General features: G+C 66.7%; 25 protein-coding genes. 20 read left to right on the forward strand and 5 right to left on the reverse strand.

Annotation, left to right across the window (positions count from 1 at the left end; genetic code table 11):
- The first annotated feature begins 34 nt into the window (after positions 1-34).
- The 8 genes from LPC04_RS11820 (at position 35) to LPC04_RS11855 (ending at position 9,750) form a co-directional block, all read left to right on the forward strand.
- On the forward strand, positions 35-1,135 hold the full coding sequence (locus LPC04_RS11820; RefSeq protein ID WP_275682421.1) for an ABC transporter ATP-binding protein: 1,101 nt from the start codon (positions 35-37) through the stop codon (positions 1,133-1,135).
- 10 nt (positions 1,136-1,145) lie between these two features.
- On the forward strand, positions 1,146-2,084 hold the full coding sequence (locus tag LPC04_RS11825; protein WP_275682422.1) for an ABC transporter permease: 939 nt from the start codon (positions 1,146-1,148) through the stop codon (positions 2,082-2,084).
- Positions 2,081-2,941, forward strand: coding sequence for an ABC transporter permease subunit (locus LPC04_RS11830; RefSeq protein WP_275682423.1), 861 nt, complete (start codon positions 2,081-2,083; stop codon positions 2,939-2,941). Before LPC04_RS11825 ends, LPC04_RS11830 begins: the two co-directional genes overlap by 4 nt.
- Positions 2,942-3,029: 88 nt before the next feature.
- Positions 3,030-5,876 carry a TonB-dependent receptor plug domain-containing protein gene (locus LPC04_RS11835; RefSeq protein WP_275682424.1) on the forward strand — a complete coding sequence of 949 codons (2,847 nt, stop codon included), beginning with the start codon at positions 3,030-3,032 and terminating at the stop codon, positions 5,874-5,876.
- 96 nt (positions 5,877-5,972) lie between these two features.
- Positions 5,973-7,469, forward strand: coding sequence for an aldehyde dehydrogenase (locus LPC04_RS11840; RefSeq protein WP_275682425.1), 1,497 nt, complete (start codon positions 5,973-5,975; stop codon positions 7,467-7,469).
- A 159-nt stretch (positions 7,470-7,628) separates the two neighbouring features.
- Positions 7,629-8,558, forward strand: coding sequence for a PEP-CTERM sorting domain-containing protein (locus tag LPC04_RS11845; RefSeq protein ID WP_275682426.1), 930 nt, complete (start codon positions 7,629-7,631; stop codon positions 8,556-8,558).
- Between the two features lie 182 nt (positions 8,559-8,740).
- Entirely contained in the window at positions 8,741-9,259 is a 519-nt protein-coding gene (locus LPC04_RS11850; protein WP_275682427.1) for a hypothetical protein, read from the forward strand.
- Positions 9,259-9,750 (forward strand): hypothetical protein, encoded by a 492-nt coding sequence (locus tag LPC04_RS11855; protein WP_275682428.1) that lies wholly within the window; start codon positions 9,259-9,261, stop codon positions 9,748-9,750. The genes LPC04_RS11850 and LPC04_RS11855 overlap by 1 nt, the downstream gene beginning before the upstream one ends.
- Before the next feature lie 24 nt (positions 9,751-9,774).
- Here LPC04_RS11855 and LPC04_RS11860 read toward each other — a convergent pair whose 3' ends face one another.
- Complete coding sequence (locus LPC04_RS11860) at positions 9,775-11,034, reverse strand: arsenic transporter (RefSeq protein ID WP_275682429.1); 1,260 nt, start codon at positions 11,032-11,034, stop codon at positions 9,775-9,777.
- 172 nt (positions 11,035-11,206) lie between these two features.
- Between LPC04_RS11860 and LPC04_RS11865 the strand changes: the two genes are divergently transcribed.
- The 6 genes from LPC04_RS11865 to truD all read left to right on the forward strand — a co-directional run bounded on the left by LPC04_RS11865 (position 11,207) and on the right by truD (position 16,121).
- Positions 11,207-12,019, forward strand: coding sequence for an HDOD domain-containing protein (locus LPC04_RS11865; protein ID WP_275682430.1), 813 nt, complete (start codon positions 11,207-11,209; stop codon positions 12,017-12,019).
- Positions 12,020-12,349: 330 nt separating this feature from the next.
- Complete coding sequence (locus LPC04_RS11870; protein WP_275682431.1) at positions 12,350-12,856, forward strand: hypothetical protein; 507 nt, start codon at positions 12,350-12,352, stop codon at positions 12,854-12,856.
- Between the two features lie 228 nt (positions 12,857-13,084).
- On the forward strand, positions 13,085-14,497 hold the full coding sequence (locus tag LPC04_RS11875) for an aminotransferase-like domain-containing protein (protein WP_275682432.1): 1,413 nt from the start codon (positions 13,085-13,087) through the stop codon (positions 14,495-14,497).
- Positions 14,498-14,518: 21 nt separating this feature from the next.
- Complete coding sequence (locus LPC04_RS11880; RefSeq protein WP_275682433.1) at positions 14,519-14,791, forward strand: hypothetical protein; 273 nt, start codon at positions 14,519-14,521, stop codon at positions 14,789-14,791.
- The gene (locus LPC04_RS11885) at positions 14,788-14,910 is read left to right on the forward strand and encodes a hypothetical protein (RefSeq protein WP_275682434.1); all 123 of its coding nucleotides are present in this window, start codon (positions 14,788-14,790) and stop codon (positions 14,908-14,910) included. The genes LPC04_RS11880 and LPC04_RS11885 overlap by 4 nt, the downstream gene beginning before the upstream one ends.
- Before the next feature lie 197 nt (positions 14,911-15,107).
- Positions 15,108-16,121 carry a tRNA pseudouridine(13) synthase TruD gene (gene truD / locus LPC04_RS11890; RefSeq protein ID WP_275682435.1) on the forward strand — a complete coding sequence of 338 codons (1,014 nt, stop codon included), beginning with the start codon at positions 15,108-15,110 and terminating at the stop codon, positions 16,119-16,121.
- A gap of 175 nt (positions 16,122-16,296) precedes the next feature.
- On the opposite strand, the gene LPC04_RS11895 is transcribed toward truD, so the two are convergent.
- Positions 16,297-18,045: a DUF885 domain-containing protein gene (locus tag LPC04_RS11895; protein ID WP_275682436.1), complete on the reverse strand. Its 1,749-nt coding sequence runs from the start codon at positions 18,043-18,045 to the stop codon at positions 16,297-16,299.
- A gap of 354 nt (positions 18,046-18,399) precedes the next feature.
- Entirely contained in the window at positions 18,400-18,786 is a 387-nt protein-coding gene (locus LPC04_RS11905; RefSeq protein ID WP_275682437.1) for a winged helix-turn-helix transcriptional regulator, read from the reverse strand.
- A 60-nt stretch (positions 18,787-18,846) separates the two neighbouring features.
- Here LPC04_RS11905 and LPC04_RS11910 point away from each other — a divergent pair, with 60 nt between their 5' ends.
- Both LPC04_RS11910 and nadC read left to right on the forward strand, forming a co-directional pair.
- Positions 18,847-19,434 carry a carboxymuconolactone decarboxylase family protein gene (locus tag LPC04_RS11910; RefSeq protein WP_275682438.1) on the forward strand — a complete coding sequence of 196 codons (588 nt, stop codon included), beginning with the start codon at positions 18,847-18,849 and terminating at the stop codon, positions 19,432-19,434.
- Positions 19,435-19,443: 9 nt separating this feature from the next.
- Positions 19,444-20,301: a carboxylating nicotinate-nucleotide diphosphorylase gene (gene nadC, locus LPC04_RS11915; RefSeq protein ID WP_275682439.1), complete on the forward strand. Its 858-nt coding sequence runs from the start codon at positions 19,444-19,446 to the stop codon at positions 20,299-20,301.
- Positions 20,302-20,676: 375 nt separating this feature from the next.
- Here the strand turns inward: nadC and LPC04_RS11920 are convergent, their stop codons facing one another.
- Both LPC04_RS11920 and LPC04_RS11925 read right to left on the reverse strand, forming a co-directional pair.
- A complete protein-coding gene (locus LPC04_RS11920) occupies positions 20,677-21,414 on the reverse strand; it encodes a response regulator (protein WP_275682440.1) in 738 nt (245 codons plus the stop codon).
- 107 nt (positions 21,415-21,521) lie between these two features.
- Entirely contained in the window at positions 21,522-22,313 is a 792-nt protein-coding gene (locus LPC04_RS11925; protein ID WP_275682441.1) for a 2-keto-4-pentenoate hydratase, read from the reverse strand.
- 153 nt (positions 22,314-22,466) lie between these two features.
- Between LPC04_RS11925 and LPC04_RS11930 the strand changes: the two genes are divergently transcribed.
- The 4 genes from LPC04_RS11930 (at position 22,467) to LPC04_RS11945 (ending at position 24,988) form a co-directional block, all read left to right on the forward strand.
- Positions 22,467-22,955 (forward strand): RidA family protein, encoded by a 489-nt coding sequence (locus LPC04_RS11930; RefSeq protein WP_275682442.1) that lies wholly within the window; start codon positions 22,467-22,469, stop codon positions 22,953-22,955.
- Between the two features lie 7 nt (positions 22,956-22,962).
- Positions 22,963-23,340: a RidA family protein gene (locus LPC04_RS11935; protein WP_275682443.1), complete on the forward strand. Its 378-nt coding sequence runs from the start codon at positions 22,963-22,965 to the stop codon at positions 23,338-23,340.
- 55 nt (positions 23,341-23,395) lie between these two features.
- On the forward strand, positions 23,396-24,130 hold the full coding sequence (locus LPC04_RS11940; protein ID WP_275682444.1) for an SDR family oxidoreductase: 735 nt from the start codon (positions 23,396-23,398) through the stop codon (positions 24,128-24,130).
- Positions 24,131-24,205: 75 nt separating this feature from the next.
- Positions 24,206-24,988, forward strand: coding sequence for a PhzF family phenazine biosynthesis protein (locus LPC04_RS11945; RefSeq protein WP_275682445.1), 783 nt, complete (start codon positions 24,206-24,208; stop codon positions 24,986-24,988).
- The last annotated feature ends 134 nt before the right edge of the window (positions 24,989-25,122 follow it).

Raw genomic sequence — 25,122 nt, forward strand, 5'->3', positions numbered from 1 at the left:
CTTCCGGACAACGCCCGAGGGGGCGGCACGACCCATGAACACAAGCGCCGACAACGCGAAGTTCCTCCAGATCCAGCAGGTGGTGAAGGATTTCGCCGGCTACAAGGCCGTCAACAACGTGAGCCTGGACATCGCCAAGGGCGAGATCTTCGCCCTGCTCGGCTCCTCGGGCTGCGGCAAGACGACCCTGCTGCGCATGCTGGCCGGCTTCGAGACGCCGACGTCGGGACGCATCGTGCTCAATGGCCAGGACCTGGCCGGCATCCCGCCCTACGACCGGCCGCTGAACATGATGTTCCAGTCGTACGCGCTGTTCCCGCACCTGACGGTCTGGGACAACATCGCCTTCGGCCTGCGCCGCGAGAAGCTGCCCAAGGACCAGGTCGCCGCGCGCGTCGAGGCGATGCTCAAGCTCGTGCAACTGGGCAAGTTCGGCAAGAGGAAGCCTCACCAGCTCTCGGGCGGCCAGCAGCAGCGCGTCGCGCTCGCGCGCAGCCTGGCCAAGCAGCCGCAACTGCTGCTGCTCGACGAGCCGCTTGGCGCGCTGGACAAGAAGCTGCGCGAGGAGACGCAGATCGAGCTGGTCAACATCATCCACGAGGTGGGCGTGACCTGCGTGATGGTCACGCACGACCAGGAAGAGGCGATGACGATGACCTCGCGCATCGCGGTGATGAGCGAGGGCCGCTTCCTGCAGGTGGGCTCGCCCGCCGAGATCTACGAGACGCCGGCCACGCGCTTCGTCGCCGACTTCATCGGCAACGTCAACCTGATGGACGGCAAGGTCACGGTCGACGAGCCCGACCACGTCGTCATCGACTGCGCGGATTGCCGCCACTACGTCGGCCACGGCATCACGGGCACGCTGGGCATGCCGGTGACCGTCGCCCTGCGGCCCGAGAAGATCGTCCTGCAGCGCGACAAGCCGGCCGGCGAGTTCAACGCCGCCGCCGGCACGATCCAGGAGCTGTCGTATTTCGGCGCGACCTCGGTCTATCGCGTCAGGCTCGCCAGCGGCCAGGTGATCGCAGTGAGCATGGCCAACACCGAGCGCCAGCGCGACGACCAGTTCCAGCGCGGCGACGCCGCCTGGGCCACGTGGTCGCCGCAGGCGCACGTCGTGCTGACGCACTGAGGACACGGCGATGGAACCGACTCGTCCCTCCCGCAACGGCACGCCCTGGTGGCGCGGCCGCGGCCTCGTCATCGGCGTGCCCTACGCCTGGTTGCTGCTGTTCTTCCTCGCGCCGTTCTTCATCGTCGCCAAGTACTCGGTCTCCGAGATGGGCGACATCCGCGTCGAGGACCTGTTCACCTGGGTCGACGGCGCCCTCAAGGTCGCCATCAAGTTCGCGAACTACGTGCTGGTGACGACGGACGCGCTGTACCGCGACGCCTACCTCGCGAGCCTGAAGTACGCGCTCGTCACGACGCTCTGCTGCCTGTTCATCGGCTACCCCTTCGCCTACTTCATGGCGCGCGCCAAGGCCTCGCTGCAGCCGATGCTGCTGATGCTGGTCATGCTGCCGTTCTGGACGTCGTTCCTGCTGCGCGTCTATGCGTGGAAGGGCCTGCTGGACGACGGCGGCTGGGTCGCCAACGCGATCATCGGCCTGCACCTGGACAAGGCGCTGCTGGCGATGGGCCTGATCGAGACGCCGGGCCAGCTGATGCACACGACGTTCTCGCTGCTGATCGGCATGACCTACACGTACCTGCCGTTCATGATCCTGCCGCTGTACGCGAACCTGTCGAAGATGGACCTGCGCCTGCTCGAGGCCGCGTCCGACCTCGGCGCCACGCCCTGGGTCGCGTTCTGGCGGGTGACGGTGCCGCTGTCCAAGGCCGGCATCATCGCGGGCTCGATGCTCGTGTTCATCCCCTGCGTCGGCGAGTACGTGACGCCGGAACTGCTGGGCGGCCCGACGACACTGATGATCGGCCGCGTCATCTGGGACGAGAACTTCAGCAACAACGATCCGCCGGTCGCGTCGGCCATCGCGGTGGTGCTGGTGCTGCTGATCGTGGTGCCGCTGGCGCTGTTCAACCGCTACCAGACGCAAGCCGAGGAGGCCGCCAAATGAGCAAGCGCGCCCTCTTTTCCGCGGGGTTCGCGAAGAACTTCGGCCGCACGTGGCTCGTGCTGGGCTTCCTGTTCCTGTACCTGCCGATGGTGACGCTGGTCGTCTTCTCGTTCAACCACTCGCGCCTGCCGTCGCACTGGGGCGGCTTCTCGCTGGAGTGGTACGCGAAGCTGGCCGACGACTCGGAGATCATCAACGGCCTGTGGCTGTCGTTCAAGATCGCGCTGCTGTCGGCGAGCGGCTCGGTCGTCCTCGGCACGATGGCGGCCTTCTCGCTGGTCAAGTACCGGCGATTCACCGGGCGCACGTTCTTCTCCGGCATGGTCAGCGCGCCGCTGGTGATGCCCGAGGTGATCCAGGGCCTGTCGCTGCTGCTGATGCTCGTGGCGATCCAGCACGCGATCGGCTTTCCCGAGCGCGGGCTCGTCACGATCTGGCTGGGCCACCTGATGATCGGCATGTCGTATGCGACCGTCGTGGTCAAGGCGCGCCTGCAGACGCTCAATCCGCAGCTCGAGGAGGCCGCGATGGACCTCGGCGCGCGTCCGTGGCAGGTGTTCACGCTGGTGACGCTGCCGATGATCGCGCAGTCGCTGCTGTCGGCCTGGCTGCTCACGTTCAGCCTGTCGCTCGACGACGTGGTCGTCTCCGCCTTCCTCAGCGGCCCGGGTGCCACCACCATGCCGCTCGTGATCTTCTCGCGCGCCCGCCTCGGGCTCGACCCGAGCGTCAATGCCGTCGCCACCGTGATCATCGTCGTGGTCGCGATCGGCGTGGCGCTCGCCAGCATCCTGGTGGCGCGCGCCGAGCGCCGCCGCGCTGCCGAGGTCAGTGCGGCGTACCGCGACGATTCCTGATGCGTCGCGCGGCTCGCGCCGCGCCAAACGCCCTGCCGACTGTTACTGCTCGACCGATCCGTCGTTAAACCAAACCGGAGGAATCACCATGTCCAGCTCCCTCAGAAGTCTCGCGAAATGGCGGCCTGCCCAACTGGTCGTGGCCCTGCCGATCTGGCTGATCCATGGCGTGGCGATCGCGCAGGACGCGCCCGTCGCACAGTCCCAGACGGTGACGGTCACCGGCTCCAACGTCCGCCGCACCGACAGCGAGACGCCCAGCCCGGTGGAGGTGATCACCTCGCAGGACATCAAGAACTCCGGCTACACCAGCATCGGCGACGTGCTGCACAACATCACGGCCAACAACATGGGCTCGCTGTCGCAGTCGGCGCCGAGCGCCTTCGCGGCCGGCGGCAGCGGGGTCGCGCTGCGCGGCTTGACGGTTGGCGCGACGCTGGTCCTGATCGACGGCCACCGCATGGCCTCGTACCCGATGCCCGATGACGGCGAGCGCGACTTCGTCGACATCTCGTCGATTCCCATCGACGCGATCGAGCGCATCGAGGTGCTGAAGGACGGCGCCTCGGCGGTCTACGGCTCCGACGCCATCGCAGGCGTCGTCAACGTGATCCTCAAGAAGCAGTTCACCGGCGTCACGCTGAGCGCCGAGACCGGCATCAGCAGCCACGGCGACGGCGCCACGCAGCACGCGAGCATCACGGCCGGCGTGGGCGACCTGACCAAGGACGGCCAGAACGCCTACATCTCGCTCGAGGGCCGCCACGCGAATTCGATCCTGCTGCGCAAGCGCCCGTACCTCGCGCGCACCGACTGGCGGCCTTACGGCGGCGCCGACCTGACGCAGGGCACGGATTCCGGCTCGGTCTCCGGCGCCTCCAGCGGCGCGGGCAGCGGCACCGGCGTGCTGACCGACAGCAGCGGCAACCCGCTCGTCTACTATCCGGGCTGCACCGCCACGCAGGCCGCCGCCGACCAGTGCGGCTACCGCAATCCGTACCAGACGATGTCGCCGTCCACCACGAACCTGGACCTGCTGGGCCGCTACACCAAGAAGCTGGCCGGCGGCTGGGAGGCCAACTTCCAGGGCTCGATGCTGCGCAGCGAGGCGCACCAGGTCGGCCTGTACAACAACGCCGCGGCCACGGGCGTGGGCATCGGTGGCAACGGCGGCGGCCTCAACCTGTTCCACTTCGGCCCGGGCGCCGCACCGACACCGGCGTTCCCGGACAGCTTCCCCTTCGTGCTGACCGTGCCGGCGACCTACCCCGGCAACACCACGGGCGACACCGCCAACCTGCTCTACGACTTCCCCGACATCGGCCCGCTGGAACAGACGACGGTGACAACTTCGTACCGCGCCGTCGCCGAACTCGCCGGCTCCATCGGCGACTGGGACCTGAATGCCTCGGTGGGCTGGACGCGCGCGGCCACGAACGCGGCATTCCATCACTACATCGACTTTCCGGCGCTGCAGGACGCCCTCAACAGCGGCAGCTACATGGTCGGCGGTCCGAACTCCGCGGCGGAGCTCGCCACCGTCGCGCCGAATGCCTCGTCGACGTCGACCAACGACCTGACCTTCGTCAGCGTGCGCGGCAGCAACACGCTGGCCGAGCTGGCGGGCGGCCCGATGGGCCTGAGCATCGGCGCGGACTTCACGCACCGCCAGCTGAAGGAGCTGTTCCCGCCGTCGTTCGTCAACGGCTCGCAGGCGATCGGCATCTACTCGTTCGCCGAGGGCAAGCAGACGGTCAGCGCGGCCTACGCCGAGCTCGTGGCGCCGGTCACGAAGCAGTTGGAGCTCGATGTCGCCGGCCGCGTCGACCACTACGACAACACCGGCACCTCGGCCACGCCCAAGGCCGGCTTCAAGTTCACGCCGGTGCGCGAGTTCACGCTGCGCGGCACGTTCAGCAAGGGCTTCCGCGCGCCCAACCCGGCCGAGGTGGGCGACGCCGGCTCGACGTCGGGCTTCGTCGGCAACCTGCAGGATCCGGTCTATTGCCCGAAGGGCGTGCCGCTCGAGACCCTGCCCGACGGCATGCTGGATCCGTGCCACATCGCGCTGCAGGAGCTGCAGCTGTCGGCACCGCACCTGAAGCCGGAGAAGTCGACCTCGTTCACGCTGGGCACCATCTTCGAGCCGAACAAGACCTACTCCGCGACGCTCGACTACTACCACATCACGATCCGCAACCAGATCATCTCGGTGGGCCAGCTCGGGCAGACCGGCCTGGACGACGCCGCGGCGCTCGGCACCATCATCTACCGCGACTCGTCGCAGAACATCCTCTACGACACCTACCCGTTCATCAACGCCAACACGACGACGACCTCGGGCCTGGACCTCGACGCGATCGCCAGGTACGACCTGCACGAGGCCGGCCACCTGAAGGCCGAGCTGCAGGTCAGCTACATGCTGCAGTACGACCTCACCACCGCCAGCGGCAAGTTCCACCTCGCCGGCACGCACGGGCCCGCCTTTGTCTCGGAGGACACCGGCACGCCGCGCACGCGCGGGGCATTCACGCTGACCTGGGGCAAGGGCCCGTTCGAGATCGCGGGCACGCTCAACTACATCTCGCACTACGGCGTCACCGATCCCAGCGAGCAGATCTACACCTGCGCCGACGCGCTCGGCAGCGTGTTCCCGCAGGCCGATCCGGCGCATCCGGTGCAGCCGCCGTCGCGCTTCTGCCATGTGCCTTCGTTCACCGAGCTCAACGTCGTCGCCCGCTACGAGTGGGACGAACACCTGCAGCTGCACGCGGGCGTCACCAACCTGCTCAACAAGAAGGCGCCGTACGACCTGCAGACCTTCGGCTCGCCCGGCAACGGCGCGGAGCAAGGCGGCGCGCCCTACAACCCGTCTTACCACCAGGACGGCGCCGTCGGCCCGATGTTCACCATCGGCGCCACGTACACCTTCTGATCCGCCGCATACTCGAACTCCGGGCAGGCGCCACCAGCGTTGCCCCATGACGGGCCGGCCACGAGCCGGCCCCACCGCCTTTTCCAGGAGACACCGATGACCACCACGAACTGGGCCGAGCGCGCCACCGCGCTGAAGATCGACGGCCGCATGCTGATCGACGGCGTGCGCCGCGAGACGCAGACCGGCGAGACCTTCGCCAAGCATTCCCCGATCGACGCCCGCCTGCTCGGGCCGATCGCGCGCGGTCTCGCGGCCGACGTCGACACCGCCGTGCGTTCCGCGCGCACCGCGTTCGAGGACGGCCGCTGGGCCAGCAAGGCACCCGCCCAGCGCAAGAAGATCCTGCAGAAATTCTCCGAGCTGATCCTCGGTGCGAAGGAAGAACTGGCGCTGCTCGAGACGCTGGACATGGGCAAGCCGATCCAGTACTCGCTGGCCGTCGACGTGCCGGCCTGCGCGCGCTGCATCGCCTGGTACGCCGAGGCCGTCGACAAGATCTACGACGAGATCGCGCCCACGGCCGCGAGCGCGCTCGCGCTCGTCACGCGCGAGCCCATGGGCGTGATCGGCGTGATCGTGCCCTGGAACTACCCGATGATCATGGCCGCGTGGAAGCTGGGCCCGGCGCTGGCCGCCGGCAACTCGGTCGTGCTCAAGCCGAGCGAGAAGAGCCCGCTGACGGCGCTGCGCCTGGCCGAGCTCGCGCTCGAGGCCGGCCTGCCGCAGGGCGTGTTCAACGTCGTTCCGGGCTACGGCCACGAGGCCGGCGAGGCGCTGGCGCTGCACATGGAGGTCGACGCGATCGGCTTCACCGGCTCTACGCGCGTCGGCCGCCGCATGTACGAGTATGCCGGCAAGTCCAACCTGAAGCGCGTCTACAACGAGCTCGGCGGCAAGTCGGCCTTCGTCGTGTTCGAGGACTATGCCGACGTCGCGCGTGCCGCGAAGACGGTGTCGGGCGGCATGTTCTTCAACCAGGGCGAGTCCTGCAACGCGCCCTCGCGCGTGCTGGTGCACGAGTCGATCGCCGACGAATTCGTTGCGACCCTCAAGACCGAGGCCCCGAAGTACGCGCCGGCCGATCCGCTCGACGCGAAGACGGAGATGGGCGCGCTGGTCGACGACACGCAGCTGAAGACGGTGCTGGGCTACATCGAGGCCGGCCATGCGCAGGGCGCGCGCGTCGTCAGCGGCGGGCGGCAGGTGCGCGGCGAGACCGGTGGCTACTACGTCGAGCCGACCGTGTTCGACAACGTCACCAACGACATGAAGATCGCGCAGGAGGAGATCTTCGGCCCGGTGATGTCGGTGATCCGTTTCAGGACCGAGGACGAGGCGATCGCGCTGGCCAACGGCTCGAGCTACGGCCTGCAGGCCAGCGTGTGGAGCGACAACATCAACCGCGCCCACCGCGTCGCACGCGGCCTGCGCGCCGGCACCGTGCACGTCAACTCGTACGACGAGGACGACATCACCGTGCCGTTCGGCGGCTACAAGCAGAGCGGCAACGGGCGCGACAAGTCGCTGCACGCGTTCGACAAGTACACCGAGCTGAAGACGACCTGGATCCGGATCGACGGCGCCCGCTGAGTCGCACGCGCGGCCGCCTCAAGCTAGGGATGAAGGCCCTCTTCAGCCTGGTTGGCGGCGGGTGTCCTTCAAAAAGATGATGCCGGGACGGCCAAAAGGGAAGAAGCTCCCGCTTGCGGTGCGATGTCATCGCGACACCCAACAAGCAAGGGGGCTTCGATGCACAGACTCTTTCTGGCCGCCGCGGCGGCAGCCGTGCTCGTCTGCGGGGCCGCGCGAGCGACGACGTGGACCGTGTCGACCTTCGACATGCCGGGCTCGAACGCGACGCAGCCCCTCGGCATCAACAGCAGCGGCGTGATCGTCGGCGGCAGCGACTTCGGCGGCTTCATCGACACGCATGGCAGCTTTGTCACCGTCAACCCGCCGACGGGCATCGCAACCCTCACCGGCATCAGTGACAGCGGCCTCGCGACCGGCACCGATTTCGCGGGCGGTTCGTTCCTCTACCAGAGCGGCACCTTCACGCCGTTCGCGGTGCCGGGCGCAGCGGGCACGGTGGTGCGCGGCATCTCCGCCAACGGGCGCTACCTCACCGGCATCTACACCGACGGGTCGAGCAATCTCGGCTATGTCTGGGATCGCACGACCTCGACGCTGTCGACGATGACGACGCCCGCGGGCACGAGCGTTCTCGTGATCCAGGGCGTGAACGACGCCGGTGTCGCCACGGGCTCGCTGGACAGCGGCGAGGCCCTGGTCTATGACTCGAAGACCGGCGCCAGCACGTATTTTACGAACTGGGGTGATCTGACGAAGCTGCGCTTCCGCGCCATCAACGACGATGGCCAGATCGGTGGCTGGGCCATCGGGCCGGACGGCAACTTCGTTGGCATCGTCGGCTCGCCCACGACGGGCTTCGACACCATCGAGATCGGAACGGCGAACCAGACCGTCGTCTACGGTCTCAACGACTCGGGCCAGGCCGTCGGCTTTTACTCCGGGGTCGACGGCCTCGATCACGCCTTCCTCGCCAATTCGGCCAGCGTCGTGCCCGAACCCTGTGCGAGCGCCCTGCTGCTGGCCGGCATCGCGTTCACGGGCTGGGGCGCGAGGCGGCGTCGCTGTCGCCAAGGCTCGGCCGCCTGAGATCTCCCGGGTGGCCGCCGAGTGGCGTCCCCGTCCCCGACGAGGCCGCATTTCCGCCTGATCCTGGGGATGGGCGCCCGCCTGGGGCTGAGCGCATCCTGAACCGTGGCTGATCGCGCAAGCGGCGCCACGCAGGCCGACGCGTCCCCGCGTCGCTGCATTCCCGTTCCAGGAGAACCGCCATGATGAAGAGGGTCCTGTCGTTCCGCCCCATCCTGATCGGCGCCGCCAGCGCCTGCGCCGTGCTGGCGGTCGGGATGTCCCGTCCGGTGCAGGCCGTGAATGCGGCACTGGTCAACGTCACCAACACGAGCGCCAATCGCGTGCCGGTCGCGGCGGTCGACGACCGCACGCTGCAGCCTTTCGGCACCCGCCTGTTCCCCAGCGTGCGCAACTACGCGACGATCGCGGTGCCCGCCGACAAGCGCCTGGTGCTGACCGGCGTCACGGGCTTCAACAACGGCGACGGCTCGGTCTCCGATCTCGAGATCGACGCGACCAGCAGCGGCATGGGCAACGCCACGCGCATCCCGTTCGCGCCGACGGCGAGCACGACGTTCCTGCGCTTCCTGCAGAACTACAACGTGTACATGGTGGCGGATCCGGGCACGACGGTCTACTTCTTCATCGACGACGCCAACATCAACGACGGCGCCGGCATCAACATCGACGTGCACGGCTACTGGACGTCGGTCAATTGATGCGCGCCACCACCAGCGCCCTGCTCGGCGGATCGGCGGTCGTCGTCGGCTGGATGGCCTGGTCGGCGCTGGCCCCAGCCGACTCGCCGCCGTTCGTCGCGACCGCGGAGTCGATTGCGGCCTCGGGCCCAGCCGCTGCGCCGCCAGAGCCCCCGCCCCGCTTCGTGCCGCCGGCGCGCCTCGCCACGGCGTCGACCTTGCCCGCGACGACGGCAACGGCGACCGCGCCGACGCGTCCGCCAGCGCTTCGCAGCGGCCTGGTGCTGGAGCACGGCATGCCCACGGCCCTGCATGCGCTCGCCGATGACGGCACGGCAGCGGCCACGATGGCGCCACCGGCGGTCGCGCTGCCTGCCGGCGCGCGCAGCGAGGATGCCGTCGTCAGCCCGTCGGGGATGGTCGCGCTGACGCACAGCGTCGCCACGCCCGCGCCGGAAAGCCGCGCAGCGACCGATCCTGCGCGCCCCGCGTTCGCCGAGCGCGCGCACTGACAGCCGCACGGCGTCTGCGCGGGATCAGAGGCAGGCCAGCGCGGCCAGCAACGCCAGCGGCATCGCCACCGCCCCCACGCGCAGGAACTGCCACGCCGACACGTGCTCGCCCTCGCGGCGCAGCGCGGCCAGCCACAGGATCGTCGCCAGCGAGCCGGTGACCGACAGGTTGGGCCCGAGGTCGATGCCGATCGCGATCGCCGAGCGCACGCCGTCGGGCATCGCGCCCGAGTTCGCCGCCGTGCCGGCGACCAGTCCGGCCGGCAGGTTGTTCATCAGGTTCGAGGCGAACGCCACGAGCGCGCCGGCGCCCCAGGCGGTCTCGCGCGGCGCCGCGTGCGCGGCCGCGCGCAGGCCCTCCGTCAGCGCCGCGACCAGCCCCGTCTGCACAACGCCGGCCACCAGCACGAACAGTCCCGCCACCAGCGGCAGCACGCTCCACGACACATGCTCCAGCAAGGCCCAAGGCGCCTCGCGCTTGCTCGCCTGCACGGTGGCGATGGCGGCCAGCGAGGCGATCAGCGTCGGCGCGCCGAGCGGAAAGCCGAGCGCCGACGCGGCCAGCATCGCGAGCACCACGCCGACGATGCCCAGGGCCGCCAGGCGGCCGGTGCCCGACAGCTTGGGCACGCGCGTCTCGCTCTCCACCGGCTCTGCCAGTTCGCCGCGGAACAGCAGCGCGAGCGTGCCCCAGGTCACGACGATGGACGCGATAGCCGGCAGCGCGAACGCGCGCAGCCAGGCCAGCAGGGGCGGCATGTGCTCGCCGAACACGACGAGGTTGGCCGGGTTGGAGATCGGCAGCACGAAGCTCGCCGCATTGGCGATGAAGGCGCAGGCGAACAGGTAGGGCAAGGGCTTCGCGCCCGCCTTCTTCGCCACGACATAGACGGCCGGCGTCAGCACGACGGCCGTCGCGTCGTTGGACATGAACACCGTCACGACGACGCCGATGCCGTAGACCAGCGCGAACAGCCGCCGCGCCGAGCCGCCCGCGTGCCGCACGGCCCAGCCGGCCAGCGTGTCGAACAGGCCTTCGCGGCGCGCGAGTTCCGACAGCAGCATCATGCCGGTCAGGAACAGGTAGACGTCCCAGCCCTCGACGACCGCCTGCAGCGCGGTCGAGATCGAGATGAGGCCGCACAGCAGCAGCGCGAGCGCGCCGACCACGGCCCAGACCGCCTCGGGCCACTTGCCCGGCCTCACGATGACGGCGGCGGTCGCGGCGGCGGCGATGCTCCAGGTGGCGACGTGCGAGACGCCGGCGGCGGGCCAATGGATCATGCGTTGGAATTCTTCGAGGAGAGGATGACTGTCGCTGCAGAGCAGGCGCCGTGCCCTGCATTGTCCTTGCAAAAACAGCAGTCTTTTCGTGCCCATTTCGTTCGCGTCGCGCCCGCCGGAAGGACTAGCATGCAGGCTTCCCGTTCTTCCGATCAGCCCGCAGCGGACCGCCATGACGCAAGACACCCGACCCGTGAACCTGGATTTCGACCTGCCTGCCCAGCCGCAGTCGCTGGTCAAGCTGGCCGCCCTCCTGCGCGAGGACGACATCAACCTCAACGCCGTCAGCGCGCTGATCGAAGCCGACATGTCCTTCGCTGCGGCCGTGATGAAGGCCGTCAACTCGCCGCTGTACGGGCTCAAGGGCCGCGTGCAGAGCGTGCAGCAGGCCGTGACCTACCTGGGCGTGCGCGAGATCTCCGCGATCGCCTACGAGACCGGCCTGCAGGCCGCGTTCCCGCAAGTGCCGCAACTTCTGGCCGTCTGGCAGCGCGCCAGCATCCGCGGCTTGCTGATGGGCCGCCTGGCGCAGGCCTTGTCGATGGAAGCCTGGAGCGCGCACACCGCCGGCCTGTTCGAGGAGTGCGGCAAGGCCGTCCTGTATCGCCACGCCCCCGAGATCTACGCCCCGATGCTCGCCGCCGCGCGCGACGACATCCACCTGGTCGAGCTGGAGCGCACCGCGTTCGGCTGCGGCCATGACGACGTCGGCGCCAACCTGTGCGAGGCCTGGGGCCTGACGCCGGCGGCCGTCGCCAGCGTGCGCCACCACATCAACATCCACACGACGATGCGCCTGCCGCGCGTCTCGCATCGCTACATCTGCGTGCTGTCCGCCCTCGCCCACACGATCGTCAACGACCCCGCGCAACTCGACGACGTGGCGATGAAGCTCGCGCCGCAGGCGATGCTCGACCAGACCTCGCTGCTGCGCGGCCTGCACCGCGTCAAGGACAAGATCGACGAGGCGCTGGCGAACGCCTGAGGCGGCGACGCATCGATGACAAGGGCAGCCGAGGCTGCCCTTTTTGCTGCTCGTGGCTCGCACGTCCTTCGAATTTGCGCGGCACCGACAAGCGGCCCGCGCGATCGGGTCGAAGGCACCGGCGGCATCCGGGCGCACGTCGGGCGATGAACCGGGGATGCCTCCACGACACGCCCGCGAACTCCCTGGCCTGTCCATTGCGATACCCCAATACGTATCCGCGCTATCGCGCAGCGCCGCGGCGAAGTGCCGCGGCGGATCCAACTGCACCCAGGGAGAACAACAGGTCCACGAACCCCGACAACGAGTCCGCCTCCGCCGAGATCTCCGATGCCGACAAGAGCCCGCGTTCGTCGACCTCGACGCCTTCTCGCAGGGCGTGGCCGCCTTCAGCAAGCCGCGCTCGCTGCGACGCTGGCGATCTACCAGTCCGTCAAGACCGCCGCCAAGCTCAACGTGCAGGATACCGCGACGATCGCCGGCGACCTGGACGCGTCCGATGCGGCCGAATCACAAAGTGCGCCGCCGGGTGAAGCAACAGACCGGGCCGCCATGCCTACCCGACGGGCGGCAGTCCATCCACCTGGACAGGGCGTCCATCAAACCGGCAGCAGCCCGATCCGGCGGAATGGGCGAACTGCAGGCTGGCATGCGGGCGCCTACGACCCGTTGATTCTGTTCTGCCTCTGTCTTTCTTCTTCTTGCTCTTGCTTGCCCAAGTCGCGATGGGACTTGATGGAGAAGAAGACGACCGTGCCCAATACGAGCAACTTGAACGTGATAAAGAATATGGGAACCCAATCCATGATTTCCTCGATACGCTGCCTCAGCAGCTAAGACAATGGCTCTCGCCGAATTCGATGCGGCATGGGATCACACGACGATCCCCTGGCTTGTAGGCGTTACTGTGCCAAAACAGTCGCCGGGATCAAAGACTCAGATTCGCCAAAAAAACAGCGGATCAGATGAACGGCATGGGAGATCTGCCAGGAAAGATCCTGCGAAAGTACAGTGGCGATCAATCCGCTCCTTGTGCATGTCAGTTGCACACGATGACGAAGCACCATGAAGCGCTATGAAGCCCTGGCACAGGAGATCGCCGAGTCCATTGCCCACGGCCAGTGGCGGCCGGGCGAGCGTGTGCCTTCGGTGCGGGAGACGAGCCGCAGCCGGGGCGTGAGCCCGTCCACCGTCTTCGAGGCCTACTACCTGCTGGAAGCGCGTGGTCTGATCGAGGCCCGCCCCCGTTCCGGCTACTTCGTCAGCCCCACGCTGAACTGGCAACAGGAGCCGGAGAGTTCGAGGCCGGTGACGAAAGAGCGCGCCGTCGAGGTCTCCGAACTGGTCTTCCAGGTGCTGGGCCACGCCAAGAATCGGGCGCTCGTGCCGATGGGTTCGGCCTTCCCCAGTCCCCTGCTGTTCCCCTTGCCCAAGCTCGCGCTCGCCACGGGCAAGGCGCTGCGTCGGCTGGACCCGTGGCGCACGGTCGAAGACCTTTCGCCCGGCAGCGCCGCGCTGCGCCACCAGATCGGCCTGCGCTATCTCGGCATGGGCTGCGGCGTGGACACCGAGGAACTGGTCATCACCAACGGCGCGATGGAGGCGCTGAACCTCTGCCTGGAGAGCGTCACTCAGCCGGGCGACCTGGTGGCCGTCGAGTCGCCGACCTTCTATGCCGCGCTGCAGGCGCTGGAACGCCGCAGCCTGCGCGCCGTCGAGATCGCCACCCACCCGCGCACGGGCATCGACGTGGCCGCGCTGGCCGCGGTCATGGAGCGGCATCCGGTCAAGGCATGTTGGCTCATGCCCAACTTTCAGAATCCTCTTGGCAGTCTGATGCCGGACGACGCCAAGCAAGCCCTGGTGGAACTGCTCGCCAGGCGCGAGGTGCCGCTGATCGAAGACGACGTCTATGGCGAGCTGTATTTCGGCGCCCGCAAGCCCCGGCCCGCCAAGGCGTGGGATCGCGCGGGCGGGGTCATGCATTGCAGCTCCTTCTCCAAGACGCTGGCGCCGGGCTACCGCGTCGGCTGGGTGGCGGCGGGCCGCTACGCTGGCGAGGTCGCGCAGCGCAAGCTGATGAGTTCCCTCGCCGCGCCCTTGCCGTCGCAGGAGGGCTTGAGCGAATACCTTGAGCATGGCGGTTATGACCGGCACCTGCGGCAGTTGCGGGCGACGCTCGCGCAGCATCGCCATTCGACGCTGCGCGACATTGCGAAGCACTTTCCGCCCGGCACGCGGGCCACGCGGCCGGAAGGCGGCTACTTCATCTGGGTAGAACTGCCCCCTCGGATCGACGCGCTGGAACTCCACCGGCTGGCCCTTTCGCAGGGCATCAGCCTGGCGCCGGGCCACCTGTTCTCGGCCGACCATCGCTTCAAACACCACGTGCGGATCAACTTCGGGCATCCCGACCACAAGAACTTCCACGCGGCGCTCAAGACGGTGGGAACCATTGCTCGGGCACTGGCGGCCTGATGCGGACCGCCCGATGACGCCATGCACCGAGGTCAGACGCTGATCCGCCGAGGCGGCCGCTCCAGAGATTGCCCGATCGTTCAATACGCATCAAGCGATGACATTCATCGAACCCTTTCCGAGCACGAAACGCATTGTTCCGATTCGGTGGCCAACAGCGCATTGCCGGTGCATGTGCCTGTCAAGGACCTGGAAACACGGCCTGACATTGCAGAAGCGATGGATCGCGTGCGCGGCCGTCATGCGCAATTCTGGTGGCTTAAAATCCGGCCGGCGAAGGGAGGACTGGCATGACCCAGCAAATCGCGATAGTTGCCAGTGTTGTCGGCTTTCTGATCTGCATCGCCGCAGCGTTGATCCTGGCCCTCGGCTCAAAATCCAGGAAGCCTGGCTCGAAAGAGCCGGACGCCTGATGGCTGACGTCCCCGACGACGCAGACCATCGGTCGGCTTCCCAGCGTTGTTCCGACTTGTAGAAACTGGCCATCGGCGGTGGTCGCGAACGGCCGCTTCGGAGCAACCGAGCGCACGGCCAAGATCGTCGATGACATCCGCCCTGGTCGGCCAAAGACAGCCTGTTCCCATTTGCCGCTGGTGCAGCCGGCCCCCTCATGACCGACGCTCGATACACGACCTTGCCGCAGTGGCCCAACGCCTATCCGGCCAGCGGCGCCAGCGCCACGCTGAAACTCGTCAACGAGGATTTCATCGTGACCGAACTGCCGCTGCAGCTGCCCTCCGGTGAGGGCGAACACGTCTGGCTGGACATCGAAAAGAACGGTGCCAACACGGCCTTCGTCGCCCAGCAGCTGGCCGGGGCCGCTGGCGTCGAGGCCAGGGACGTCGGCTACGCCGGACTCAAGGATCGCTACGCCGTCACCCGGCAGTGGTTCAGCATCCATCTGCCGAAGGGCGAGACGCCGGACCTGACCCAGCTACGACACCCGGAATTCGCCGTGCTGAGTCAGAGCCGCCACCTGAAAAAGCTGCGCCCCGGCGACCTGCAGGGCAACCGGTTCCGCATCGTGCTGCGCGACGTGATCGGCGACCGAGGCGCCATCGAGGCCAATCTGAAAGCCGTTGCCTCACATGGCGTGCCCAACTATTTCGGCGCACAGCGTTTCGGCCACGACGGCGGCAACGTCGAGCAGGGCCGGGCCATGCTGGCGCGCGAAATCCGCGTGCGCAACCCGAAGAAGAAAGGCATCTACCTGTCGGCGGCGCGCTCCTTCGTTTTCAATGAACTGCTGGCGCTGCGAATTCTTCAGGGACTCTGGGGCAAGACGCTGCCCGGTGACGTGCTGGACGAGGCGGGACGGCCCACGGGCCCCCTCTGGGGACGGGGCCGCGTGATCACCACCGATCAAGCGCAGGCTCTGGAAAACGGCGTGGCTGAACGTCACGCGACCTTGTGCGAGGGCCTGGAGCACGCCGGCCTGAATCAGGAGCGACGCGCCCTGGTGGCGAGCCCGGTGGCAATGTCATGGGAATGGCCGCACGACGATCAACTGGTGCTCGCGTTCTCGCTGCCTGCCGGGAACTACGCCACTTCTCTTGTGAACGAAATCCTCCTCGCCACCGAACCTGAGCGGCACGAGGAGAACGAACCTGCGGCGATCGAATAGGGGTGTCCTCACCCCGGGTCAAGGGATGTGGACCGTGTTCCGGGCCCAGCACCCGTTCGCCGACGTCGACCGGCAGGTACGCTTCACAGGGCGGCCGGCCGCGCAGTGCGGGCAGGAGCAGCCCTTCGCGAACGACCCCTTCGGGCCGTCGAGCGATCGGCCGAAAACGCCGGCATCAGGCCGCCTGCGCTCTGATCCAGTCGTTCACGACCCCTTCCAGCACCTTGAGCGGCACGTTGCCCGTCAGCAGCACGATGTCGTGAAACTTCCTGATGTCGAACTTGTCGCCCAGGGCGACCCTGGCCTTGTCGCGCAGCGACTCGATCGTGAGCCGCCCGATCATGTAGCTGCAAGCCTGGCCGGGCCAGACCACGTAGCGATCGACTTCGGTCGGGGAGATGCCGTAGTCGATGGCTTGCTGGCGCGTCCACTTCATCGAATGCAGGCCGGTGTCCACCACCAGGCGGCGGGCGCGGAACAGGGCGTCGCTGAGCTGGCCGAGGCGGCCCGCCGGATCCCCGTCGTACCAGCCGTTCTCGGCCGCCAGCTGTTCGGCATACAGCGCCCAGCCTTCGGTGAAGGCCGAGCCCGAGCTGAAAACCCGGCTGCGGCGGTATGGAGGCAGTTCGTGCGTCTCCTGCTGAATGGCGATCTGGAAGTGATGGCCGGGCACGGCCTCGTGGTACACCAAGGTGCGCATTTCGGAAATCGCGAAGGTCGGGCCGGGCAATGGTGCCCAGAAGATGCCCGGGCGCGAACCATCGGGCGCCGGGAGGGTGTAGTGCGCGGCCGCCGTCGCTTCGGTAAGTGGAGGCTCGCGGCGCACTTCCACCGCCGCCGTGGGCTGGACATCGAAGACGAGCTTGGCGCGCACCTCGGCGTCGCGCAGGATGCTGGTGTAACGGGCCAGCAACTCAGGGCGCGGGTCGGCAGCCTTGGGTTGACGGTCGGCGTCCATTCGCGCGTAGCGGTCCTTGACGCTGCCCTCGACGTAGCCGAGCTGCTTCAGCAGGCCGTCCATCTCTCCCTCGATGCGAGTCACTTGCGCGAGACCGATGGCATGGATCTCGGCCGGCGTGTCGTCGGTCGTGGTCATCCGGCGAAGCTGCGCGGCGTAGTACTTGTCGCCTCCCTTGAGGCGCCAGACACCGGCGTCGTCGTTGGTGCGCGGAAGCTGCTCCTGCATCAGCGCGAGGCCGCGTCTCCAGGCCGGCAACACCGAATCGGCCACGATCTTCTCGGCCTTGGCACGGGCAGCTTCGCGCTTCTCCGCGCTCAGGCCTTCGATGTGCGCCATGCGATCGTCCATGGCGGTGACGAGCACGTTCCGAGCCGCGGCAGGAGCCAGGAAGTATTCGAACTGGGAGATCGTCTTGGTCGTGATGAAGCGCGGCATCAGCACGCCCTGCGCCTCGGCGCCGCGGGCGCGCGCGACGCCCTGGTCCATCAGTTCGGCCAGGCCGGCGAGGCGTTCCAGGTAGCTCTGCACGTCGCGCGCGTTGCGCAGCGGCTGCTGCTGGGTCATGAAGTTGACCAGCTCCACCTGCAGGCCGCCCATCTGGTTGAAAACGAAGTCGTCGTCGAGATAGTCGGCTGTCGCGATGTCCTGCTCCAGCGACCAACCGATCACGCCCGCCGACACTTTCTGAACCGGCGTCAGCGCCTTCGGGTCGAAGCCGTGCAACTCCTCCAGTTCCTTGCGTTCGCGCGCCACGTTCGCCAGGATCGCGATCTTGGTGATGGGCGCGAATCGCCCGTCCAGCGCGGCCTGCTCCTCGCCGTTGAAATACTGGAACACCGTGGCCAGGACCGGATTGGCGCGCATTCGCTGCGCGGCCACGCCTTCGGCCCACGCATCGAAGCCGGGCGCGGCCCAGGCGGGCGAAGATAGGACGGCGACGACGATGGACAGTGCGATTTTCATGGTGTGCTTACCTGGGGGTGGACCGTGCTGGGAGCTGCCTCGTTGCCAAGATGAAGCCCCTGGAAATCTCCGGCACCCCCAGAAGCTGGCTTCGCGACACGACATTCTGCGTCGAACGAGTCGCGATGGAGGCGCTCATGCAACAGCGCAGTTGGCACCCGTCCGGATCGTGCTGGCGCAGCCGTCGCGGACGCAACGACCGATGCCGGCCAGCAATTCCGCGACGATTGCCTGTCGCTCGAACGGTTCCCCGGTCACGCCGCGACGCCGCCGTCGTCATCGAGGCTTGGCGAGGTCACGACAACGCCGTCCGTCCTCATGGCAGCTTGAACTGCTTGACCACCCCGCACGAGTTCAAGCAGTCTTGCTGCTCTTGCGGGCACGGCTCCGCTTTGGCTGCGCGGGTTGACCTCCGCAACTTTCCGCGGCGCCCGCCCAACTTGAGGCCCATGCAGACAACGGCTGCATCGCTACACACAAGCTGCGCCCGTTTGTCGTCAGGTGATAGCCGTCCTGTGCATGGTCCACGAGACCGGATGCGCGCAGTTCGGTCAAGCGTGTGTTCAGCAAGCTGGGGTTCGTGCCACATGCCTCCTGCAGCGCGCGAAAGGTCAGTGGTTCGCCGCGCAATTCCCAAAGAACACGCAACGCGCCGCGGCGCCCAAGCAGATCCAGCACGACCATGATCGGCCGGCCAGTCTTGGATCCTCTGACATTCGTTCCTACCTTGGGGATGCCCATGCTTTACTTTTCATAGCGCCGTCGATATGCTGCTATGAAAAGTGTAGCTTGAAAGTCGGCATGACCGCGCGCATTCCTCCTCTCGACCCGCCCTACGACGCCAAGTTGCAGAGCTGGTTGGATGCCGTCATGCGCGGCGCGCGCCCGCTGCGACTCTTCACGACGCTGGCACGCGACCCCCGCCTGTTCGAGAAGTTCTCGAGCGGATCCCTGCTGGATCGTGGCCACCTGACCCTGCGCCAGCGCGAGATCGTGATCGACCGAACCACGGCGCTTTGTGGTTCGGAGTACGAATGGGGCGTGCACGTGACCATGTTTGCTTCGAAAGCGCGCCTCGACGCCGACGCGATCCATTCGCTCGCCCACGGAGGTGTTGACGACGCCTGTTGGTCCGAGGAGGACCGCGACCTGCTGCGCCTGTGCGACGACCTTCACCGTCACTGCGACGTCGACGACGAGCTTTGGCGAGCACTGCGAACGCGATTCTCGGAAGGCGCTGTCCTCGAGTTGCTGCTGCTGGCGGGCTTCTACCGAACGGTCAGCTATCTCACCAATGCCCTGCGCCTGCCGCTGGAGGAGGGTGCCGCGCGCTTTCCGGACCGCAGCCCGCCACCCGTCGGTGCGCAAAGGTTTCCCTCAACCCCTTGAAGCATGCGCATGTCTTTCACCCTCCCCGGCTTCGACCTGGATGCCTTCATCACCACCACGCTGTCCGAAGACCTCGGCATCGGCCTTCCCGGCGGCGGGCGCGACGTCACCTCAGAGAGCGTCATCCCCGCGGACGCGCGCTTTGCCGGGGTGATGGACAGCCGCGAGGCGATCACCGTCGCAGGGCTGCCTTTGGCCGCCGCGTTCTTTCGCCATCTCGACCCGGCGTGCAAGATCGACATGCCTGTGCAGGATGGCCAGCGCGTCGCGCCCGGAACCGCGCTGATGCGGATCGCCGGCAACGCCCGCGCCCTGCTCACCGCCGAGCGCAACGCTCTCAATACCGTCCAGCACCTCTCGGGCATCGCGACGATGACGCGCGCCCACGTCGAGGCGATGCACGGCCACGCTACGCTGCTCGACACCCGCAAGACCATTCCCGGACTGCGCGCGCTGGAGAAATACGCGACGCGGATGGGCGGCGCGACCAATTACCGCATGGGCCTGTGGGATGCGGTGATGATCAAGGACAACCATGTCGCGGTGGCGGGCGGCGTCGGGCCGGCGGTGGCGCGGGCCAAGGCGGCGGGCGTCGAGCGGATCATCTGCGAGGTCGACCGGATCGACCAGATCGAGCCGGCGATCGCGGCCGGCGCCACGCATATCCTGCTGGACAACATGGCGCCGACGATGCTGGCCGAGGCAGTGGCGCTGGTAGCGGGCCGTGCGGCAACCGAGGCCAGCGGCGGGGTGCGGCTCGACAACATCGGCGCGATCGCCGCGAGCGGAGTGGACTACGTCTCGGTCGGGCGGCTGATGCAAAGCGCGCCCGCGGCGGATATCGGGCTCGATTTTGAGCTGGCGTGACGGGATTTGTGCCGCTGGATGACCTTGATCAACGGCCAGGTTGTCGTCACTCGGCCATGACCGGACGGTCACGACTGGCGGGTTACAGGCAAGCTTGCTGCCCTGGATCGTGCGCTGCGGAGCTCGTTTCGCGGCGAACCGCGCGCACTCGACGGCAGCTCACTTGCAATGGCTATGCAGCGTGGGCGGAACCAAGGCTCTGGTGCCGATGTTCGGTACTGAGGTGCAACAGACGTCGCGGGGCCCAATGCGGGCGCGATCCGACCAGGCTGAACTCGGCCATCCCCGATAAACGCTCTCCGTTGCGCGGCCTGCTGGGGGCAACAATCAATTGCGCCATGAAGTCGCAGTGTGTGGCCCGCTTCAGGCGTGCATTCAGGTCAACATTTCGACCGGCACGGCAAAGAGATAGCCTGCGCCACGCTTGGTCCGGATGAGCTTCTGTGCGCTCTCATCGTGGCCACCGATCTTGCGTCGCAGCCTGAATATCTGGACATCGATGGAACGGTTGTAGATCTCGTCGCTATGCAGCCGAGACAGATCGAGCAGTTGGTCGCGCGAGAGAATGCGTTCTGGGGCTTCGCAAAAAGCCAGCAGAAGGTTGAATTCCGCATTGCTGAGCGGAATGCGCTGGCCTTGCGGGTCCGTCAGGTTGCGAGTCAGCGAATTCAGTTCCCAGCCGGCGAACCGGTAGGCACGGCGGCGCGCGCCGCGCTCGGGCAGGCCGATCGACGGGCGTACCTGGGAGCGACGAAGCACGGCACGCACGCGAGCCAGCAGTTCACGATTGCTGAACGGCTTTGTGACGTAGTCGTCAGCAGCGGTCTCGAGTCCCATGACTCGATCGGCCTCGTCGAGCCTGGCGGTCACGATGATGACCGGCACGTCGGTTTCCTCTCGCAGCTTGCGCACGAGTTGCATGCCGTCCTCTCCACCGAGCCTGAGGTCGATCAACACAAGGTCGATCGCGTGGTCGTGCAGTATCCGCTCCATGTCCAGTCTGCCTACCGCGGTCGAAACGCGCATGTCGTTCTCGAACAAGTACACGCTGATCTGCTCGCGCATCAGCGGGTCGTTGTCGACGACAAGAATGTGGGCTGCGTTCGGAATCATGGTGAAAGACTCGCTGGTACTCCCTGGTGGCATATGGCGGCCAACTGGCTCGGTATCCGCCGTCAAGGTCGGCCAACGACCTTGGGTGCCGGCGCTGCTGCACAAGCTCAGACAAACTCGCAGCGGACGCGTCCGAAGTCGCCGTAGTCGCCGGATACGGAGTCTCCAGGCTCGACCTCCAATGGCACCATGCAGGTACCCGTCGTGACGAACTGTCCCGCGTGGAGGGTGAAGCCGTGCGACGAGAGTTCGTTGACCAACCACTCGAGTGCGATCATCGGATCGCCGAGTACATTCCCGCCGACGCCTTCGCGTGAATAGCTCCTGGTCAGTCCCTTTACGGTCGCGACGACCCGATGCTCCGCCAGATTCACGTTGCGCCATGGGCTGTCGACGACGGGCCCGAGCACGTAGTCGTTTGCACAGGCGTTGTCCGCGATCAGCAGCGCCTCTCCGACTGTCGTGAACGAGGCGAAGCGCGAATCGGGCACCTCGATTCCCAGCCGGAGGTCGGCGACGTGCGACATGACCTCCTCGCGCCGGTACGGCTGCGCCCGCGGCGCAATCGTGTCGCCGATGACGAACACGAATTCCGGCTCAGCGACGCGCATCCGAACACCGGCCAGGGAGACGACTGCGCCGTCGTCGAAGAGGCGCTCGGTCAGTATGCGACCCGCCATGGGGCCACCGACGTTGATGTGCCGCTGCCCCGCGGCGCTGGTTGCGGCGATCTTCCAGCCGGCAGGCCGAGCCGAGCTTCGCAGGTCGAGAAGTGCCTGGATGGCATAGCCTTCAGCGCGGGTTCGCGGGCGCAGCGCTGCCGGCACTTCGTCGATGACGGCCCTTTGCTGCCAGGCCGTCCAGAAGAGGTCTGATGCCTCGCGAATGTCCACGGTCATGCTGTCGACTCCTTGCTGATGCGCCCGATCCGGGCTTGCATTTCAACATTCTGGTGTGGTAGTCTACAAAAAGTCAATCAACAGTTTGTTGCGTCATTCGACAGCTTGACAGCGTTCTGAATCAGGTTGTGATCGACGCACATCCCCACGCCGATGGAACCCCTCGACTTTGACAAGCGCCTTGCGGAGTTCGGTGTCGAACTGCCGCCAGCGCCAGCCGCCTACGCCCTCTACATCCCGGCGCGGCTCTCCGGCAGCCAGTTGTTCATCTCGGGTCAGCTGGCGTGGCAACGCGGACAACTGCACCACAAGGGGAAACTGGGCGGCAGCGCAACCATCGAGAGCGTGAAGGAGGCAGGCCGTCTTTGCGGCCTGAACATCCTGTCGCAGGTGAAGGAGGCATGCGGAGGGACGTTGAATCGTGTGTCGCACTGCATTCGGCTCACCGGATACGTGAATGCAACACCGGATTGCGACTCTCAGGCTGAGGCCATGGACGGATGCTCAGCCTTGCTGATCGACGTGCTGGGCGATGCCGGTCGCCACACGAGAACCACCGTAGGGGTCGGTTCGCTGCCTCTCAATGCATCGATAGAAGTCGATGCGGTCTTTGAGCTCCGAACCGCTGTCAGTGTCAAGTGAGGCCCGCATGAGCATCGAGCGCATACCCTTTCCCATGCCGATACCGCTGTCCGCCGCTGTCCGGGCGGGCGGATTCGTCTTCCTTTCAGGCGTGGTCGCACTTGGAGAAGGCGGCAAGGTCATCGACGGCGGAATTCGTGAGCAAACTCGCGCGGTGCTTGAGCGCATCGCCGAGCTCTTGTCGGAGATCGGGCTGAATGCACGCGACGTCGTTCGCTCGAGCGTATGGCTAGCCGACCTCGCGGATTCCGCCGCGTTCAATGAGGAGTACGAGCGCTTCTTTCGAGGCGCACTTCCCGCGAGGTCCGCCGTTCAATCCGCTCTTTACGGCGGCGCGTTGGTGGAGGTCGAAGTCCAGGCCTGGTGCGGAACGCGGTCCGCGTGAGCAAGCCAGGGACATCGTCCTTCGACTACCAAAGGCAATCCAGAAGGGAAATCAGATGGACTTGGGTTTGTCAGGCAAACGCGCATTGGTCACGGGAGCCTCGCGCGGATTGGGATGTGCGATCGCGACCTCATTGATCGGCGAAGGTGCTGACGTGGCGATCTGCGCAAGAGACGAGGCACGCATCCACGAAACCGCGGCGAGGATCGGGGCGCGCGGTTTTGCCTGCGACTTGACACCACGCGGCGCGGGGAAGTCACTGTCCGAAGCCGTTGTCCAAGCCATGGGCGAGATCGACATTCTCGTGGTCAACACAGGAGGACCGCCTGCAGGGACGTTCGACGCGCTGGCGAGCAGTGCCTGGGAGCTTGCTCTGAACGCCCTGTTCATGAGTGCGATCGAGCTCATCGGCGCGGCACTTCCAGGGATGCGCCAGCGCGGCTGGGGCCGAATACTGGTCGTCACCTCAGTCGCGGCAAAGGAGCCTCATCCTGGTTTGATCCTGTCCAACGCGATCCGCCCTGCCCTGCATGGACTCGTCAACTCGCTGAGTCGAGAGGTCGCATCCGAGGGGGTGACCGTCAATGCCATCCTGCCTGGCCTGACCCGGACGGAGCGCCTGCAGGAACTTGGTCTCGGCGAGGAGGCCGTCGCCGCTTTGGTGCCGGCGGGAAGAATGGGAACGCCGGAAGAGTTTGCCGCGCTCGCGACCTTCCTCGTGTCGGGCCCCGCCGGGTATGTCACTGGGCAGGCCGTCGCTTGCGATGGCGGACTACTGCGATCGATCTAGCGGACTCCAATCCGATCCGAACTTCCCCAAAAGCCGTCGCCGCGCGGCAATCCAAAGAAGGCCAAGAGGTCTGATATGCAACTGCAACTGTTTCAGGTCGACGCGTTCTCCTCGACGACGCTTGGCGGCAACCCCGCTGCCGTATGCCCGCTAGACGAATGGCTGCCCGATCCATTGCTTCAGGCGATTGCAGCCGAGAACAACCTTGCCGAGACCGCCTATTTCGTGCGCCTCGCCGAGGGTCACTACCAGCTTCGGTGGTTCACGCCAGAAGTGGAAGTTGACCTGTGCGGGCACGCGACACTGGCCTCGTCGTGGGTTCTGTTCGAAGAGTTGGCGGTCGACTCACCCATGCTCCGATTCGAGACTCGCGGCGGTGAACTCCGCGTCACGCGCAACGGCGACACGCTGGCGATGGACTTCCCGGCAGGCATCGCGACGCCCTGCGTCCCGCCACCCGATCTGCTTCCAGCGCTGGGCATTTCTTCGGCAGAAGTACTCGAGTCGCGCGACTACGTCATCGTCGTCAAGGACGAGGCGCAGATCGCGGCACTGGCCCCGGACTTCGGCTTGCTCAGGACGTGCACGAAATTCGGCGTCGCAGTCACGGCGCCAGGTCGCACGTCGGATTTCGTCTCTCGCTGGTTTGGCCCACGGGTCGGCGTCAACGAGGACATCACGACGGGGACTTCGCATGCGTGCCTGGCGCCGTTGTGGGCCGGCCGACTGGGGAAAACGACGCTCACCGCCATTCAAGGCGGCAAGCGGAAAGGGCAACTCACCTGCCAGGTCGTCGGCGATCGAGTGATTCTTTCAGGACGTGCCGCGACCTATCTGAAAGGGACGATCGTCATCTAGGTGAGTGGCGCGGCCACGCTCTTCTGCGTGGCCAACTGCTTCTCGTCGGCCAAGCGGCCTCAGGCGCATTCGTCCGCACCGCAATTCAACACTATGTAATTTATCTATACATTTAGTAGACGCCGAGCTTGACG

The sequence above is a fragment of the Scleromatobacter humisilvae genome, from assembly GCF_023231945.1.
GTDB lineage: Bacteria > Pseudomonadota > Gammaproteobacteria > Burkholderiales > Burkholderiaceae_C > Scleromatobacter > Scleromatobacter humisilvae.

Coding starts and splice junctions, on each gene's coding strand:
- LPC04_RS11820 (WP_275682421.1), top strand. CDS start 35: ATGAACACAAGCGCCGACAACGCGAAGTTCCTCCAGATCCAGCAGGTG.
- LPC04_RS11825 (WP_275682422.1), top strand. CDS start 1,146: ATGGAACCGACTCGTCCCTCCCGCAACGGCACGCCCTGGTGGCGCGGC.
- LPC04_RS11830 (WP_275682423.1), top strand. CDS start 2,081: ATGAGCAAGCGCGCCCTCTTTTCCGCGGGGTTCGCGAAGAACTTCGGC.
- LPC04_RS11835 (WP_275682424.1), top strand. CDS start 3,030: ATGTCCAGCTCCCTCAGAAGTCTCGCGAAATGGCGGCCTGCCCAACTG.
- LPC04_RS11840 (WP_275682425.1), top strand. CDS start 5,973: ATGACCACCACGAACTGGGCCGAGCGCGCCACCGCGCTGAAGATCGAC.
- LPC04_RS11845 (WP_275682426.1), top strand. CDS start 7,629: ATGCACAGACTCTTTCTGGCCGCCGCGGCGGCAGCCGTGCTCGTCTGC.
- LPC04_RS11850 (WP_275682427.1), top strand. CDS start 8,741: ATGATGAAGAGGGTCCTGTCGTTCCGCCCCATCCTGATCGGCGCCGCC.
- LPC04_RS11855 (WP_275682428.1), top strand. CDS start 9,259: ATGCGCGCCACCACCAGCGCCCTGCTCGGCGGATCGGCGGTCGTCGTC.
- LPC04_RS11860 (WP_275682429.1), bottom strand. CDS start 11,034: ATGATCCATTGGCCCGCCGCCGGCGTCTCGCACGTCGCCACCTGGAGC.
- LPC04_RS11865 (WP_275682430.1), top strand. CDS start 11,207: ATGACGCAAGACACCCGACCCGTGAACCTGGATTTCGACCTGCCTGCC.
- LPC04_RS11870 (WP_275682431.1), top strand. CDS start 12,350: ATGCCGACAAGAGCCCGCGTTCGTCGACCTCGACGCCTTCTCGCAGGG.
- LPC04_RS11875 (WP_275682432.1), top strand. CDS start 13,085: ATGAAGCGCTATGAAGCCCTGGCACAGGAGATCGCCGAGTCCATTGCC.
- LPC04_RS11880 (WP_275682433.1), top strand. CDS start 14,519: ATGCACCGAGGTCAGACGCTGATCCGCCGAGGCGGCCGCTCCAGAGAT.
- LPC04_RS11885 (WP_275682434.1), top strand. CDS start 14,788: ATGACCCAGCAAATCGCGATAGTTGCCAGTGTTGTCGGCTTTCTGATC.
- truD (WP_275682435.1), top strand. CDS start 15,108: ATGACCGACGCTCGATACACGACCTTGCCGCAGTGGCCCAACGCCTAT.
- LPC04_RS11895 (WP_275682436.1), bottom strand. CDS start 18,045: ATGAAAATCGCACTGTCCATCGTCGTCGCCGTCCTATCTTCGCCCGCC.
- LPC04_RS11905 (WP_275682437.1), bottom strand. CDS start 18,786: ATGGGCATCCCCAAGGTAGGAACGAATGTCAGAGGATCCAAGACTGGC.
- LPC04_RS11910 (WP_275682438.1), top strand. CDS start 18,847: ATGACCGCGCGCATTCCTCCTCTCGACCCGCCCTACGACGCCAAGTTG.
- nadC (WP_275682439.1), top strand. CDS start 19,444: ATGTCTTTCACCCTCCCCGGCTTCGACCTGGATGCCTTCATCACCACC.
- LPC04_RS11920 (WP_275682440.1), bottom strand. CDS start 21,414: ATGATTCCGAACGCAGCCCACATTCTTGTCGTCGACAACGACCCGCTG.
- LPC04_RS11925 (WP_275682441.1), bottom strand. CDS start 22,313: ATGACCGTGGACATTCGCGAGGCATCAGACCTCTTCTGGACGGCCTGG.
- LPC04_RS11930 (WP_275682442.1), top strand. CDS start 22,467: ATGGAACCCCTCGACTTTGACAAGCGCCTTGCGGAGTTCGGTGTCGAA.
- LPC04_RS11935 (WP_275682443.1), top strand. CDS start 22,963: ATGAGCATCGAGCGCATACCCTTTCCCATGCCGATACCGCTGTCCGCC.
- LPC04_RS11940 (WP_275682444.1), top strand. CDS start 23,396: ATGGACTTGGGTTTGTCAGGCAAACGCGCATTGGTCACGGGAGCCTCG.
- LPC04_RS11945 (WP_275682445.1), top strand. CDS start 24,206: ATGCAACTGCAACTGTTTCAGGTCGACGCGTTCTCCTCGACGACGCTT.